Source organism: Pseudomonas frederiksbergensis (assembly GCF_900105495.1).
Lineage (GTDB): Bacteria > Pseudomonadota > Gammaproteobacteria > Pseudomonadales > Pseudomonadaceae > Aquipseudomonas > Aquipseudomonas frederiksbergensis.
The window spans coordinates 2776837-2791741 of the sequence record NZ_FNTF01000002.1 but is presented as its reverse complement, the minus strand read 5'-3'; the positions used below and the strand labels follow the sequence as shown (position 1 = coordinate 2791741).

Here is a 14905-nt window from a genome sequence, read left to right as displayed (position 1 = left end):
CGTCCTTAAACCGGCATCTGCATGATGTCTTGGTATGCCTGAACCAGCTTGTTGCGTACTTGGGTCAACGCTTGAAAAGACACGCTGGCCTTCTGCGAGGAAATCATCACGTCCGTCAGGTCGACGCCGCTCTTGCCGATCTCGAAGGCACTGGCCAACTGACTGGACGCCTGTTGGGTGTCGTTCACTTTATTGACGGCCTGACCGAGCATGTCGGAAAAGCTGCTGCCACTCATTTGAGGAACAGCGGCAGTCGATTTCGACGCAGACATGGCATCCATTTGCATGGACCGCATGTCCAACATCAATCGATTAAATTCAATACCTTGGCTCATGGTCTACTCTCTCTGGCGACCCGCAATTTTTTGACACTCACTCGGCGGGTAGTGAGGTGTTAGCAACAAGGGTGCCAGCTCCGTGGCCGCTCCAAACAAAAGCCCAGACTTTTCAAGTCGTCATGCAATCTGTAGCAGCTGGCGAAGCCTGCGTCCGGCTGCGCAGCAGTCGTAAACCTGAACATGCGGTCTTTCTGAAACACCGCGCGGGATGATTTCACGACTGCTGCGCAGCCGGACGCAGGCTTCGCCAGCTGCTACCCAAATCGGATCAGGTGGCGAACAGGTACGCTTCCACGTCCATTCCGGCGTCGCGCATTTGCGCCAGCTTGTAGCGCAGGGTGCGCGGGCTGATGCCCAAGCGCTCGGCGGCCTCTTTGCGGCGGCCGCGCTCAGCGCGCAAGGTGTCGATGATCATCTGGAATTCACGGCGCCGCAGGTCATCGCCGAGGGCGCCCGCCGATTCGGCGTCGACTTCGACTGCGCGCACAGGCATGGGCGCCAATGTCGGCAACGGCGCGCACGCCACAGGCCCGGCCAGACAGAAATCCTCAGGCTGAATCAATCCGCCCTGCTGCAGGATTAGCGCCCGCTGAATCGCGTTGTCCAGCTCACGCACATTCCCCGGCCATGGATAACCGATCAGACACGCCTCGGCCTCGGGCGACAGCTTTGCCGCGGCATGCTTCATTTTATTGACGTACTTGGCCAGAAGGCGCTCGGCCAATGGCAGGATGTCGGCGGTTCGTTCACGCAACGGACGCCAGGCCAGTGGGAAAACCGACAGGCGATAGTAAAGGTCTTCCCGAAAACGCCCCGCAGCCACTTCACCGGCCAAGTCTCGGTTGGTGGTGGCGACCACTCGAATGTCCAGCGTGATCGGCTTGCGTGCGCCGACTCGTTCGACTTCGCGCTCCTGCAATACCCGCAGCAACTTGGCCTGCAGACCCAGGGGCATTTCGGAGATTTCATCGAGCAGGATCGTGCCGCCATCCGCCTGCTCGAACTTGCCGGCCTGCGCTGCGATGGCGCCAGTGAACGAACCCTTTTCGTGACCGAACAAGGTGGCTTCGAGCATGTTGTCCGGGATCGCTGCACAGTTGATTGCAATGAACGGCTGACTGGCGCGGTGAGAGTGCTGATGAATGTAACGCGCCAGCACTTCCTTGCCGGTTCCAGACTCGCCGGAGATCAACACCGTGGAATCACTGCGCGCCACCCGTGCGGCCAATTCCAGCAATTGCGCACTGGCCGGCTCGAACGCTACAGGCCCTTCGCCTTCGGTCGCCCCGAGGCTGCCCAGCGCATGCCGCGCCACCAGATCGAGCAAGGCTTTGGGCTCGAATGGCTTGACCAGATAATCCGCCGCGCCCTGACGCATGGCATCGACCGCCCGCTCGACAGCACCGTGAGCGGTCATCAGCAACACCGGCAGCTGCGGCTGACGAGTGCGCAGCAATCCGAGCAGTTGATGGCCGTCCATGCCCGGCATGTTGACGTCGCTCAGCACCAGGTTGAACGCCTCGGCACCAACCGCTACCAGCGCCTCTTCCGCCGAGCCGACAGCTTTGAAATCGTGACCGGCGAGCAACAGCGTATCGGCCAGTGCTTCGCGTAGCGCGCGGTCATCCTCGACCAGTAAAACCTTGATTGCCATGTCCTTCACTCCGCGCCCTGAGCGCTGGGCTTTTCACCCGAAAAAAGTGGCAGGATCACCTGCGCACACGTGCCGCGACCGAGCCGCGAGTGCAGCTGCAATTGTCCTTGATGAGCACGCGTCACTGCCTTGACCACGGTCAGGCCGAGGCCGGTTCCGGTGGTTTTAGTGGTAAAGAAGGGTTCACCCAGACGCGCCAGCACCTTCGTATCGATGCCACTACCGCTATCGCTGACCGCGACACGCAGGTTGTTGTCACGGGTATAGAAATGGACTTTCAAACGCACATCGCCGGCGCTGGCCTGGATGGCGTTCTCGATCAGGTTCAGGATCGCCCCGACCAGCGTGTCGCGATTGCACAGCAACTCGCCCGAATGACTGTCGCATTGCCAGCGAATCGGCAGATCCTGGACATGGGTCAATGCGGCCGCCTGTAGCGACTGCATCAGCATATTAGGCGTGACGCGATCGGTCAGCGGTAGCTCGCCGCGTGCAAACACCAGCATGTCGCGAACTTGATGTTCCAGTTCGTGCAAGCGCTCTTTCAGGCGCCCGGCAAAACGTTGCTGGGTCTCGACCGGCAACGCCTGCTCAGTCAGATGACTGGCGTAGAGCAAGGCGGCGGACAAGGGAGTACGAATCTGATGAGCCAAGGACGCGACCATGCGACCGAGCGACGACAGACGTTCGTGGCGGGCCAGCTGATCTTGCAGATGACGGGTTTCAGTCAAGTCGTTGAGCAACACCAACTGCCCGGGCTCGGCATCCAGCGAGCGAGTGGAGATCGACAAACGCCGACCGTCCTTGAGCGAGATTTCGTGACCGTCGTCTTCACGGGGCGCAAAGCAGCGGGCAATGACATGACGCCACAGTTCGCCTTCAAGGGGCAGACCGAGCAGCTCGCAGGCAGCGGGGTTGGCTTCGCGCACGATGCCTTGGGCGTCGATGACAATGACGCCGCCGGGCAACAGATCAAGGAGGTTTTGCAGCCGGTTGGCCAGGCGTTCTTTTTCCGCCAGCTCCTGCATGCGCTGGGCACTGACCACCGCCAGCTCACCCTTGAGCTCGGTGACCCGGGCTTCGAGCATGCTGTAGGAATCGGTCAATTGGCTCGACATCTGGCTGAACAGTGCAAACGCCTGCTCAAGGCCAAGCCGGCTCGCCTGCTCTACGGACGACGGTTGTCCCGGAGCATCAGGGACAGAAGACATCTGGGCGGCTTGGGGCATCGGGCTCTCTCGCTTGGCTGACCGTCAGTGAAACGGAACGTTGCGAGGGATGTAGCAATACCCGTGCCTAAAAAAAACCGCCTACAAATGAAGGACTTGAAAAACAGGCGTCAATCATCCGCCTGTTCATCACCGTCACGACGGCTCATACCGTACTTGCGCATCTTTTCCACTAGTGTGGTGCGACGAATACGCAGCCGCTCTGCCGCGCGCGCCACAATGCCATTGGCATCATCCAACGCCTGCTGAATCAGCCCTTGCTCCAGACCACCGAGGTAGTCCTTCAGGTCCAGACCTTCCGGCGGCAGCATGGCGCCTGCAGAGAAGTCCGGAGTATGACCGTTGATGGCCACGCGCTCTTCAAGATCGCTGCGAAAGCTGTCGACCAGTTGCTCATCTTCGTCGTCGACATAGCGGAATTTCTTCGGCAACTCGACCACGCCGATCACCCCATACGGATGCATGATCGCCATGCGTTCCACCAGGTTGGCGAGTTCACGGACGTTGCCCGGCCAGCCGTGGCGGCACAGCGACATGATCGCTGCCGAGTTGAAACGGATCGAACCACGCTTCTCGTGTTCCATGCGCGAGATCAACTCGTTCATCAGCAGCGGAATGTCTTCGACACGCTCGCGCAGAGGCGCCATTTCGATCGGGAACACGTTCAGGCGGTAGTACAAGTCTTCGCGGAAGCTACCGACCTCGATCATGCTTTCGAGATTCTTGTGGGTTGCCGCGATGATCCTCACATCGACGCTCTGGGTCTTGTTGCTGCCCACGCGCTCGAAGGTGCGCTCCTGCAATACGCGCAGCAACTTGACCTGCATCGGCAGCGGCATGTCGCCGATTTCATCGAGGAACAGCGTGCCGCCATTGGCCAGCTCAAAACGCCCGGCGCGGCTGGTGATTGCCCCGGTGAAGGCACCCTTCTCGTGGCCAAACAGTTCGCTTTCCAGCAATTCGGCCGGGATCGCCCCGCAGTTGACCGGCACGAACGGCGCGTCACGACGCTTGGAGTGATAGTGCAGGTTACGCGCGACCACTTCCTTGCCGGTCCCGGACTCACCGAGGATCAGCACACTGGCGTCGGTGTCGGCGACTTGCTGCATCATCTGACGGACGTGTTGAATCGCCCGACTGGTGCCGACAAGACTGCGGAAAAGATTGGGCTCACGGTGACGGCCGCGCTCGCGGGCCTGGTCGTACATCTCGCGATAGACCTGGGCACGGTGCAGGGAGTCGAGCAATTTGCTGTAGCTGGGTGGCATTTCGAGGGTCGAAAGCACTCGGCGACGCTGGTCTTCAGGCAAGTCAACGGAAGAATTATCGCCCATTAACAAAACCGGAAGGAACTCATCCCAGGTTGAGAGTGTCTTTAGCAAGCCCACAAGTGCACCAGGAGCATTGACCGTCCCGATGAGGACACAGATTACTTCACGACTTGATGACAATGAGCCGACAGCCTGCTGCCAGTCATGGCTACCGCAGGGTAAATTTTCTTCGCCAAGAAAATTTAAAATCACCGCCAGGTCGCGGCGGCGGACGCTATCGTCATCAATCAGCAGAATTTTGGTTTCACGCCACATGCAATAGCAACTTCCCTAGTCAACTCAATGCCCAAAATGAGGGGGCAAGCTAGACGCTTGCAGACACGTTATGCCTGTAGACGCCTGAAATCTGGTAGCAGCCACTAGTTAAGTCAAAAAACCGTGCACAGTCAAATTTATGGCGCACTATGTTTGGATTAACCGGGGTTTTTAACCGAACAGATGGTAAACCTTTGCCGCGCTCTGTGCTTGGTGGATCTGCGACATCTCATCAACTATCGCTTGCCGCTCCCCCGTAGCCGCCTCAAGAAGCTGTTTATACACCCCCAACAACTCCTCAAGATTGTCGCGTAACGCGGCCTCGTCCACCGAAGCTTCACTCAAGACGTCTTCCATGCAGGAACGGCAAGCCAGGTCCAACTCACCAATGGCTTCCCAGTTACGCTCGGCCAAAGCACCGACCAGGCCTTCACGGGTTTGTTCGATTCGCTGCAATACAAGACTCATGGTGATCTCCTTAAAACTGCGGACCCGGCGCGGCGATAGCATCCCAGCCGTCTTTGACGGTGCGAAGCAAATCGGCGACTTCGTCGAGAATTTTTGGATCGGTTTTGACGTTGGCTTCCGTCAGGCGCTTCATCATGTAGGAGTACAGCTTGTCCAACTCACCTACGGACTCGACAGAATTCTCCAGGTCCAGACCTTCACGCAAGCCGCCAATGATGCCGATCGCCTTGCCGATGAAAATGCCTTTATTGGGGATATCCTTGCGCTCCATGGCCCCCCTGGCCTGAGCGATGCGGTCCAGACCGCCTTCCATAAGCATTTGCACCAGGCGATGGGGACTGGCTTCGGAAGTCTGGGCCTGAGCACCAATCTTCTGGTACTGCCGAAGGGCTAACATCGGGTTCATGCTGTACCTCATCAAAACTCTGTGATTCGTATAACCAGTGTATCGACACGGCGTCAAAATTCTTTAGACCCAACAAAAAAAAGCCCGACAAGCGGAATCCGCTGCCGGGCTTTTGGCGTTTATGCACTATGAGGCGTTTTTCTGCGCGTTCATCGCCTCGAACATCGAGGTAATGTTGCTGGCAGTGGCCTTGAGTTTGCCCACCAGAGAATCCATGTCGTTGTACTTCTTGGTCAGCACGGCCGTCAGCGTCTCGATACGGCGATCCAGAGCTAGCTGCTGGTTGGCCAGATTCGACTTGGCCTTGGCCAGGTTGGTCGAGCGGGCATCGAGGATACCCTCACTGCCAGTGACCGTGTATGGGGTAATTGCATCGTTCATGCGCGTCAACAGGCCTTTGGCGGCATCGCCAGTCGCCGTCGGATCACCCAGGAACAGCTTCTGAACCTCACCACCGAGCTTCTGGGTGTCCATCGCAGTCGTGAACTTGGCGCTATCGAAATCCAGCGCACCGGTTTTCTGATTGGTGGTGATACCCAATTGCGACAGAACAGTAAGTTTGTCACCCGCACCGGTAGTGACCAACGGCGAACGAATCGATGCCAGAATGCCACGCGCCAACGGGTCACCGGTCAGTGCAGCAGGAATGGTCGGTTTGCCGTCGTCATCCAGGGAAGGCTTGGTCAGCGCATTAACACTGGTCACAACCTGGTTATAAGCATCAACGAAAGCTTGAATGGATTTTTTCAGACCATCACTGTTCGGGCCGACCGTTACCGTCGTGGTTGCATCACCACCGGCGACCAGATTCAGGGTCAAGCCGGAAATGGCCGCGTCAACCTTATTGCTTTTGCTGGTCAGCGCGAGCCCATCCACGGTGAACTTGGCGTCCACCGCGAATTCGCCGATGGCACCCGCCGAAGTAGCTGTCGGTGTTGCACCCATTTGCTGGCCGGCATTGATCTCCAGACCCGCGATACCGCTGAGGGTGATATCGGAACCGGCACCGGTCACCGTGGACCCCATCACCAGACGCGAGCCAAACGAGTCGGTCACGATGTTGGCACTGAAGCCGTTGGCGCCCTGCTGGGTGTTAATCGCATCGCGAACCGACTGTAACGTCGCGCCTGCCGGAATGGTTACAGAACTGGAAACGCCGTTTTGCGTGATATTGAGCGTGCCGCTCGCAATGGCACTGCTGGTACCGCCAGCAAAGGCTGCGGTAGCTACTTTGGACGAGGTCGCAAGATTAGAGACCTTGATCACGTAAGTGCCGTTGACGGCCGTGTTGCTGGCTACAGCGGTCAATACTTTCGCGTCAGCAGAGGTGGCGTTGTAACCCAGGAATTGCGGAGTTTGCGTATTGCCCAGATTCTTGATTGCAGTCTGGAAGTTCGCCAGGACACTTTTGAGGCTACCGATACCGGAAATCTGCGCGGTGTTGGTGGTCGTCTGACGGTCGATCTGGTTCTGCTTGGCTGCTTTGTCGGCATTGACCAAGGCTTTGACAATAGCACCGGTATCAAGGCCAGAGCCTAAACCCGTGCCCGGTAGAATTGGACTTGCCATGCATATCTCCCTTCAGTGTGTCGCCGGTCTTTTGACCACTACAACGTCCAAAAGAACATAGCAACAATATTCATGCCAGCTGTCAGGCTTTCGCGCTGAACAACAGGCTGCTTGCATCATTCAAACTATTGGCCAGCCGCAGGACTTCTTCATTGGGGATTTGGCGAACCACCTCACCCGAGTCACTGGCAATAACCTTGACGATTACTTTGCCTGAAGGCTCGTCAATCGAGAACTCCAGATTGCGCTTGACCGACTGAACGAACTTTTCAATTTCCTGAACGGCCATCTTGAGTTTGTCCCGCTCGGATACCGAGTCTTGCTTTTGTTCATCCTTGACCGGCGCCACCACAAGGGCATCGGCTCGAGGCTTTTCCACCGGCTTGTCAGCAACGGTCGTCGCCGGCTTCGCAGCAGGATAAGACAAGTTCAGCTTCACGCTCATATCCATGTCCATTACCTCTTAAACTGAAAAAGCGAGAGAGCACGTATACGCACTCCCCCGCCAAAACTCATCCGGCTATTACTGAAGCAGTTTCAGTACAGCGGATGGCAGTTGGTTGGCCTGAGCCAGAACTGCGGTGGAAGCTTGTTGCAGAGTTTGTTGCTTGGTCAGCTGTGCAGTTTCAGCAGCGAAGTCGGTATCTTGTACGCGGCTCAGTGCAGCACTGGCGTTTTCGTTGATGTTTTGCAGGTTGGAAATGGTAGTCGAGAAACGGTTCTGAGCAGCACCCAAGTCAGCGCGGGTGGCGTTGATGTTTGCCAGAGCAGCGTCGATAGCCGAGATCGAAGCGTCAACGTTGGTGTGGTTGGAAGTGTTGTCCAGACCGGAGATAACGGTACCGGTCATGCCCAGGGCGCTGGCGTCGAAGCTGGTCGCCAGGGTCAGAGTGATCTGGTTGTCGGAAGTAGTGTTCGAACCTACCTGGAACTCCATCGCACCAGCAGAACCGTCGATCAGTGCCTTACCGTTCAGGTTGGTCGACTGAGCGATACGGGTCAGTTCAGCGATCGACTGTTGGTATTCTTTGTCCAGAGCGGTACGGTCAGCAGTGCCGTTGGAATCGTTTCGCGATTGCAGTGCGATTTCACGCATACGCTGCAGAATGTTGCTCGACTCTTGCAGAGCGCCTTCAGCGGTCTGAGCGATCGAAACACCGTCGTTGGCGTTTTTGATAGCCATGTTCTGACCACGGATCTGCGAATTCATACGAGTAGCGATCTGCAGGCCGGCGGCGTCGTCTTTGGCGCTGTTGATTTTCAGGCCGGAAGAAAGACGGGTCATCGAAGTCGACAGAGCGTCGGAAGCACGGTTCAGGTTTTTCTGAACGTTCAGCGAAGTAGTGTTGGTGTTTACTGTCAAAGCCATGACGAATTCCTCGTTGGTTGGGTACTGCGGCTTCCGGCCCTGGCAACCGCCGGGTATGGCCTAGAGAACCTTCGTAATAGTTATCGTCGCCAATGCAGGTTGCTTTAGGGGATTTTGAAATTTTTTTGCCATCACCCTGCCACCCCCTTTAAAACAAAGGCCTAGCGACGACCCAACCACCAAAAAATGACGCCAGAGAACTGCCGAAAAACCTCCTTACAACCCCGCTCCCGCTGATCTCCTATGGATTACGCGGAATTGACAGCCAGCAACAAATCGACCAGTTCGTATTCAAGGTAGTCCGCCAGCGCCAACCAGTCCTGTCGTTCCTGACTATCAAGCAGGCAGGTCAGCAATGCCATCCACCGGACCGCAATCTGGCTGTCTGCCCCGCCGACCCGCGACTGCACTCGCTCCGCTACCTCGACCATGACCAGCGCAGCCTCGACATCCCTTCCCAGGCGAAACAATGCTGAACATTGTCGGGCCTGATCAACGAGTAACACTTCGCTCATTGACTGAACTCCGGATGAAATGTCGTGCCGGCAATCATCGCCCCGGCTCGACTGCTGTTGTAGAAGGCTACGTGTGGATGCGCAGCGATATAGCGCTCCAGCTCACACAGGTAGCTGCGGAAGTTGAGCTGGGTTTTGATTCGTTGTCCGAGACCGTCGAGCACCCAGTGTTTGGCCGCCCCCAGTTGTGGCCCCAGGTCGCCATCGTCCCAGCACGCATGGGTCTTGTCGTTTGGAAAGGCAAAGTCGGCACCGAACAGGGTGATCTGCACCGCGCCCATCTTCACCGCCAGGTCCACCGCCGGATGAATCACGCTGCCACCGACATACAGCTCGCCTCTCGGTAACTGCTGCCGCATGTGTTGATAAATTGGACTGGCGGAGTAACCGACATACCGCACCCCCTGCCAGGCTTTCAGCACTTGTGGATCGACCATGGGCATGTATGCCAGGGCAATGTCCGTCGTTCCTTCAGGCGGCAGGTGCCGGGTCGAGATGCGTTGATCGATACTGACGACGATGTCGGGACGGATGCCGTGATCAAGCAACGGCCGGTAAGCGGTATCGACACAAATGAACAACGGTCGCACCGCCTGCTCGCGGATCGCCCGCAAGCGATCGAAGTGCAACTCCAGGCTCGGCCCGGTGGCGATCACGAACACTTCCTGCCCTGGCCGCGTACCGAACAGCCGGGCGACATCATCATCGGCCTGGACCAGGCTCAGACTCGCCTGTAAGCGCTCGACGATGTCAGGAGCCTGAGGATCAAACTCACTGTTATTGAACATCAAGTGGGTTTCGCTGATCAGGCGATCGCGGATCTTGGCATTGAAGTCATCCGCCAATACCAGCTCGGACGGCAAGGCGAAAAACGGCAGCTGGATTTCCGCCAGATCGCCGGCGTACATCAGCTCGACCCGCGGATCGCTGAGCCACTGCTGCTGATCCAGCAGTTGCAGCACCAGCGCAAACACTGCGCCGTTGAGGATGTGCACATACAAGTGTTCAAGCCCGGCGCGCGCCAGCAACTCCATTTGCAGATCGCCAAGCCCGGCGCCGTAGACATGCACCACGGGGCTGTCGATCGGCAGGCTGTCGGCCTGAAGCCTGGCCTCGCGGGTGCGGTCATGGCGGCTGGTCAGTTGAATGCCATCGATGCTCAGCGTCGAGCCCAGGCCTTCCACCAGTTCAGCCTGCAACAAGCTTGTGTTCTCAACCAGCAAGCGCGCAGACAACATCGGCCAGCGGCGCTGTATGACGTCGACGTTGCGCTCAAAGAACTCGCTCATGGAGCCTCGCTTTTCATTCGGGCAAAAAAATAGCGCTCAAGGTTACACCTTGAACGCTTTTTTTGTGCCTGGCTTTTGAAAGATCAAGGGCGATAGATGATCGCCGAACCCCACGACAGACCCACGCCGAAACCGCTCAATGCGACGCGCTTCCAGGCGGAGTCCATGACATGTTTTTCCAACAGCAACGGAATGCTCGAGGACACCGTGTTGCCGGTCTCGACCATGTCCTTGATGAACTTCTCCGGCTCGCCTTCGAAGCGTCGCGCCACGGCATCGACAATCGCTGCACTGCCCTGATGGATGCAAAAGGCATCGATATCATCAGCGGTCAGTTGCGAATCGGCCAGCAACTCGTGCAAATGCGCCGGGACTTTAAGCAGCGCAAAATTGAACACCTGACGGCCGTTCATGAAGAACACCCCATCCGTCACCTTCAGGTGCGGCGCACCGGAACCGTCGGTGCCGAACTTGGCCTTGCCCAATTGCCATGGCGCGTTTTCGCCCATCCAGGTTGCAGTGGCGGCATCGCCAAACAGCATGGTGGTATTGCGGTCTTCCGGGTCGACGATCTTCGAGTAAGGATCAGCGGTGATCAGCAGGCCATTCTTCAAGCCTGCGGCTTCCATGAAGCCCTTGATGGCGTAGATGCCGTAGACGTAGCCGGAGCAGCCCAGGGAAATATCGAACGCGGCCACGGTAGTCGGCAGGCCCAGTTTGTCCTGAACAATGGCTGCGGTGTGCGGCAGGCCTTCTTCGTCGCCGTTCTGCGTGACAACGATCAGCACATCGATGTCATCACGTTTCAAGTCAGGATTGTTGGCGAACAGCGCATTGGCTGCTTCGACACACAGGTCCGAGGTTTCCTGCCCGGCGTCTTTACGCGGCAGGAAGGCCGAACCGATTTTGCCCAGGATGAATTCTTCATCCTTTTCGAATTTTGCACCTTGTGCGTAATTGTCCACGCCGGCTACAGGAACGTAGCTCGCAATGCTTTTTATGCCAATCATTACGGCTTCCCAATAATAAACAGCCCAATACCACCGCTCGTAATGATTCGAGGGGCGCCGACAAACGGATAAAAACGTCGCCTCACCGAGGCGACGGCGGGAAGAATATAAGGCTATCACCGGGTCAAAAAGACACCAGGCGCCACCTCCCCGATTTATACAATACAGTGAAGATGCGCGTTATGACTCGCAGGTCACTCTATTTTGCCGAATCAGCGCCACAAGGGGTTATTCGACCAACGACCAGTCCAGCGGCGTTCCGCGTGGGATGGCCAGACGGGCACGGCGGCCCAGAAGCGTTTCCGTGTGTTTGGGAGCCAACCCCAGCCCCGGACGAATGGCTCGCAGATTAGCGACAGTAAAGGGTTCGCCGGCAGCCATGTCCTGAGTCACGTAGAGCGAGCGGCGGTACACCAGGGACTTGCGCTCGGCGTCCGTCACACCGTAATGCACATGGCCCATGGCCTGCCACGCGCGTTCGGTTTCTATCACAAGACAGGCGAGCTCCGCCGGTTCCAGCGAAAAACTGGCATCCACACCACCGGCGGAACGGTCGAGGGTGAAATGTTTTTCCACCACCGTCGCCCCCAGCGCCACCGCGGCGACAGACACTCCAACACCCATGGAGTGATCGGACAGGCCAACTTCGCAGCCAAACAATTCACGCAAGTGAGGAATCGTCCGTACGTTGCTGTTGGCAGGCGTCGCGGGGTAAGTACTGGTGCACTTGAGCAACACCAGATCCTTGCAACCGGCCTCGCGGGCGGCACGTACGGTTTCATCGAGTTCAGCGATGCTGGCCATGCCGGTAGAAATGATCAATGGCTTGCCGGTCGCAGCGACCCGACGAATCAATGGCAGGTCGGTATTTTCAAAGCTGGCGATCTTGTAGACCGGTACGTCGAGGCTTTCGAGGAAGTCCACCGCGGTGTTATCGAACGGTGTGGAGAACGCGAGCATGCCCAGTTCTTTGGCCCGGGCGAAAATCGGCGCGTGCCATTCCCACGGTGTATGGGCCTTCTCGTACAACGCGTACAGCGAAGAACCGGCCCAGAGGCTGTTAGGGTCCTTGATGAAGAACTCACCTTCGGACAGGTCCAGGGTCATGGTCTCGGCGGTGTAGGTTTGCAGCTTCAGGGCATGCGCTCCGGCCTTGGCCGCGGCTTCGACGATCTGCAGCGCCACATCAAGGGACTGGTTATGGTTGCCACTCATCTCGGCGATGATGAACGGCGGCGCATCGGCACCGATGGAACGATTGCCAATCTTGAAGCTAGTCATTGCGGTGATCCTTCAATATGCGCGTGAACACGCAAGCACGCTGGGTGAATCCTGCTTCGCGAAACTGCTTCAGCGACGGCTGATTCGCCGGCAACACTTGAGCGGTGATGGCCTGCAGTTGCGGCCAGTGGGTGGTCACGAAGGCTTCGCCCCGCGCCAACAGCGCCCTGCCCCACCCTAGACCGAGGCGGTCTTCAAGCAGGTAAATCGAGACTTCGGCTTCAAGTCCGTCCAGGTCATAACGCAGTACCCCGACCGGGCCATCATCCGCCTCGGCGATCAACAGTAATCGCCCCGGGTTACTCAAGCTCGCCGCCAGCCAGTCTTGATGCCGTTGCCAATCGATGACCTGCGTGTCCAGCGACCAGTGCCGCACCGACTCGGCATTGCGCCCCTCGAACAGCAGCTGCGCATCGTCCAGAGACGCCTTGCGAACCTGCAGTACCGCACCGGCGAGCGCTGCCGCAACCCGCTGCGCACCCCGCCCATCGACCAACTGACGCGAGTGTTCGGCCAGACTTTGGCGTAACCCCTGATTGCCCGCGAGAAAAGCAATGGCCTGACGCAACTGCTCGACACTGACGTGCTCGCCGGGGCCCAGATACACATGGGAACCTGAGGTCGCCATGCTTTCGCCGTTGGCCTGCTGATTATTCGAGACCGCGATGCAGATCGTCGGCAGCCCCATGGCCGCCCGCTCCCAACTGGTGCCACCGCCGGCACCGACAAACAGGTCGGCCTCGGTCATCAGTCGGTAAAAGTCGCTGACAAAACTGTGCAAGCACCAGTTCGGACGACTCGCCGCCAAGGCCTGCATCTGTGCCCAGGCCGGGTTATCGGCACCGGCGACGAAATCGACTTCGAGCTCATGCAACTCCGCCATTGCCAGCATCGCGTGGTGGGTTTGCATCGCCGCATCGAAGCCACCGAAATTCACCAGCACCCTTTTGGCCTTGGGTTTGATTTCGATAGCCGGGCAACAGAACTCATCGCGCAGCAGGGCAAAACGTGGACCGAGCAAAGTCTGGCAGCCAGGTGCTAGCAGCGAAGCATAGGCTTGTGGCGTACCCGACAAGTTCTGGTTGAGCAGCAAATCAACGCTGTAGGTGCGCGTGGCGAGGTCGTCCACAGCGGCAATCCTTGGCGCCCAGCGGCGGGCCGCGGTCTGCCAATGATGATCGAGGCCGTAGTGGTCGACGATGACCCAATCGAAGACCGGATGATTGCTCAGCGCGTGCCCAAGTGCGGCGATGTCCGCCTGCCAAGGCAGCAAGGATTCGATTGCCTGCTGCGGATCTTCATCAGGGTAACGAGCCGCCAGGGCGAAGACTTCAAAGCCCTCGGCTTGCAGTGCATCCAGTCGATGGCCCGGCAACAGGCGGCAAGCGAAGGCCACCTGCGCACCTTGCTTGCGTAAAACTCTGGCCAGGGTCAAACAGCGAGCAATGTGGCCGCTGCCAATGGTCGGCGACGCATCGGCGCGGATCAGCACTCTCATTGCAGCTCTCCGCCAGCTTTCAATGCGGCATAGAGGTATTCGGCACGCTTCCAGTCTTCAAGGGTGTCGATGTCCTGCACCAGATGCCGCGGCAGAATCACCGGAAGGCTCGCCGGAGAAAACAGCACATCGCCGCGCAACCAGGCCTCTGTGCGCCCCCAATAGAACTGGCCGGCATCCTGATAGGCTTCAGGTAAATCCTGGGAGCGGGTATTGCGAAACTCCGGGTAGAGCGAGGTCAAGGCACCCTGCTCGTCGAGGGTCAAGGCACGTTGCACCGGGAAGCCGAAACCGGTCACGGAAAAAGCGAAGGACTTGTCCGGATGCTGCACCAGCAATTCATGCCCCTGACGCAGATACTTCGCCTGCAACAGCGGCGCGGTGGCGTAGATGCAACAGACGTAGTCGAAGATCGGTAATTGGCTCAGGGCATGCACGATCACTGCAGCTGTCCCGGTGAAATCATCAGCCAGTTCGACCGGCCGCACGAACGGCACCTGCGCGCCATGAGCCCGGGCGACGTCGGCAATTTCTTGGTCATCCGTACTGACGACGACTTGATCGAACAACCCGCAATCGAGCGCCGTACGGATCGAACGGACGATCATCGGTACACCGTCGAACGGTTTGAGGTTCTTGCGCGGGATTCGCTTGCTGCCACCGCGGGCCGGAATGATTGCAACGCAGCTCAAG

At 58.2% G+C, this 14905-nt stretch carries 15 protein-coding genes; all 15 read right to left on the bottom strand.

Annotated features, from left to right (window positions below; translation table 11 throughout):
- Window positions 1-5 precede the first annotated feature (5 nt).
- Entirely contained in the window at window positions 6-335 is a 330-nt protein-coding gene (gene fliE / locus BLW70_RS13070) for a flagellar hook-basal body complex protein FliE (RefSeq protein ID WP_074874543.1), read from the bottom strand.
- Between the two features lie 271 nt (window positions 336-606).
- Entirely contained in the window at window positions 607-1992 is a 1386-nt protein-coding gene (locus BLW70_RS13065) for a sigma-54-dependent transcriptional regulator (RefSeq protein WP_074874541.1), read from the bottom strand.
- Window positions 1993-1997: 5 nt separating this feature from the next.
- Complete coding sequence (locus tag BLW70_RS13060; RefSeq protein WP_162493969.1) at window positions 1998-3203, bottom strand: sensor histidine kinase; 1206 nt, start codon at window positions 3201-3203, stop codon at window positions 1998-2000.
- Between the two features lie 128 nt (window positions 3204-3331).
- Entirely contained in the window at window positions 3332-4807 is a 1476-nt protein-coding gene (locus BLW70_RS13055) for a sigma-54 dependent transcriptional regulator (protein ID WP_074874537.1), read from the bottom strand.
- Between the two features lie 171 nt (window positions 4808-4978).
- Window positions 4979-5275, bottom strand: a complete 297-nt coding sequence (locus tag BLW70_RS13050) for a flagellar protein FliT (protein ID WP_008151048.1) — start codon at window positions 5273-5275, stop codon at window positions 4979-4981.
- A 10-nt stretch (window positions 5276-5285) separates the two neighbouring features.
- On the bottom strand, window positions 5286-5681 hold the full coding sequence (fliS, locus tag BLW70_RS13045) for a flagellar export chaperone FliS (RefSeq protein ID WP_074874536.1): 396 nt from the start codon (window positions 5679-5681) through the stop codon (window positions 5286-5288).
- A gap of 126 nt (window positions 5682-5807) precedes the next feature.
- Window positions 5808-7250: a flagellar filament capping protein FliD gene (fliD, locus tag BLW70_RS13040; protein ID WP_074874533.1), complete on the bottom strand. Its 1443-nt coding sequence runs from the start codon at window positions 7248-7250 to the stop codon at window positions 5808-5810.
- A gap of 82 nt (window positions 7251-7332) precedes the next feature.
- Window positions 7333-7701: a flagellar protein FlaG gene (locus tag BLW70_RS13035; RefSeq protein ID WP_008151040.1), complete on the bottom strand. Its 369-nt coding sequence runs from the start codon at window positions 7699-7701 to the stop codon at window positions 7333-7335.
- A 72-nt stretch (window positions 7702-7773) separates the two neighbouring features.
- Complete coding sequence (locus tag BLW70_RS13030) at window positions 7774-8619, bottom strand: flagellin domain-containing protein (protein WP_074874531.1); 846 nt, start codon at window positions 8617-8619, stop codon at window positions 7774-7776.
- A gap of 248 nt (window positions 8620-8867) precedes the next feature.
- A complete protein-coding gene (locus BLW70_RS13025; RefSeq protein ID WP_074874529.1) occupies window positions 8868-9134 on the bottom strand; it encodes a hypothetical protein in 267 nt (88 codons plus the stop codon).
- Complete coding sequence (locus BLW70_RS13020) at window positions 9131-10423, bottom strand: motility associated factor glycosyltransferase family protein (RefSeq protein ID WP_074874527.1); 1293 nt, start codon at window positions 10421-10423, stop codon at window positions 9131-9133. Before BLW70_RS13020 ends, BLW70_RS13025 begins: the two co-directional genes overlap by 4 nt.
- Window positions 10424-10506: 83 nt before the next feature.
- Window positions 10507-11433 (bottom strand): ketoacyl-ACP synthase III, encoded by a 927-nt coding sequence (locus BLW70_RS13015; protein WP_074874525.1) that lies wholly within the window; start codon window positions 11431-11433, stop codon window positions 10507-10509.
- Between the two features lie 228 nt (window positions 11434-11661).
- Window positions 11662-12714 (bottom strand): pseudaminic acid synthase, encoded by a 1053-nt coding sequence (gene pseI / locus BLW70_RS13010; protein ID WP_074874523.1) that lies wholly within the window; start codon window positions 12712-12714, stop codon window positions 11662-11664.
- Window positions 12707-14212, bottom strand: a complete 1506-nt coding sequence (pseG, locus tag BLW70_RS13005) for a UDP-2,4-diacetamido-2,4,6-trideoxy-beta-L-altropyranose hydrolase (protein ID WP_074874521.1) — start codon at window positions 14210-14212, stop codon at window positions 12707-12709. Before pseG ends, pseI begins: the two co-directional genes overlap by 8 nt.
- Window positions 14209-14904 carry a pseudaminic acid cytidylyltransferase gene (gene pseF, locus BLW70_RS13000; RefSeq protein ID WP_074874520.1) on the bottom strand — a complete coding sequence of 232 codons (696 nt, stop codon included), beginning with the start codon at window positions 14902-14904 and terminating at the stop codon, window positions 14209-14211. The genes pseG and pseF overlap by 4 nt, the downstream gene beginning before the upstream one ends.
- Window position 14905 lies beyond the last annotated feature (1 nt).

Bases quoted from the DNA above. Each gene is read 5' to 3' on its own strand.
- fliE (WP_074874543.1), bottom strand. From the start codon at position 335: ATGAGCCAAGGTATTGAATTTAATCGATTGATGTTGGACATGCGGTCC.
- BLW70_RS13065 (WP_074874541.1), bottom strand. From the start codon at position 1,992: ATGGCAATCAAGGTTTTACTGGTCGAGGATGACCGCGCGCTACGCGAA.
- BLW70_RS13060 (WP_162493969.1), bottom strand. From the start codon at position 3,203: ATGTCTTCTGTCCCTGATGCTCCGGGACAACCGTCGTCCGTAGAGCAG.
- BLW70_RS13055 (WP_074874537.1), bottom strand. From the start codon at position 4,807: ATGTGGCGTGAAACCAAAATTCTGCTGATTGATGACGATAGCGTCCGC.
- BLW70_RS13050 (WP_008151048.1), bottom strand. From the start codon at position 5,275: ATGAGTCTTGTATTGCAGCGAATCGAACAAACCCGTGAAGGCCTGGTC.
- fliS (WP_074874536.1), bottom strand. From the start codon at position 5,681: ATGAACCCGATGTTAGCCCTTCGGCAGTACCAGAAGATTGGTGCTCAG.
- fliD (WP_074874533.1), bottom strand. From the start codon at position 7,250: ATGGCAAGTCCAATTCTACCGGGCACGGGTTTAGGCTCTGGCCTTGAT.
- BLW70_RS13035 (WP_008151040.1), bottom strand. From the start codon at position 7,701: ATGGATATGAGCGTGAAGCTGAACTTGTCTTATCCTGCTGCGAAGCCG.
- BLW70_RS13030 (WP_074874531.1), bottom strand. From the start codon at position 8,619: ATGGCTTTGACAGTAAACACCAACACTACTTCGCTGAACGTTCAGAAA.
- BLW70_RS13025 (WP_074874529.1), bottom strand. From the start codon at position 9,134: ATGAGCGAAGTGTTACTCGTTGATCAGGCCCGACAATGTTCAGCATTG.
- BLW70_RS13020 (WP_074874527.1), bottom strand. From the start codon at position 10,423: ATGAGCGAGTTCTTTGAGCGCAACGTCGACGTCATACAGCGCCGCTGG.
- BLW70_RS13015 (WP_074874525.1), bottom strand. From the start codon at position 11,433: ATGATTGGCATAAAAAGCATTGCGAGCTACGTTCCTGTAGCCGGCGTG.
- pseI (WP_074874523.1), bottom strand. From the start codon at position 12,714: ATGACTAGCTTCAAGATTGGCAATCGTTCCATCGGTGCCGATGCGCCG.
- pseG (WP_074874521.1), bottom strand. From the start codon at position 14,212: ATGAGAGTGCTGATCCGCGCCGATGCGTCGCCGACCATTGGCAGCGGC.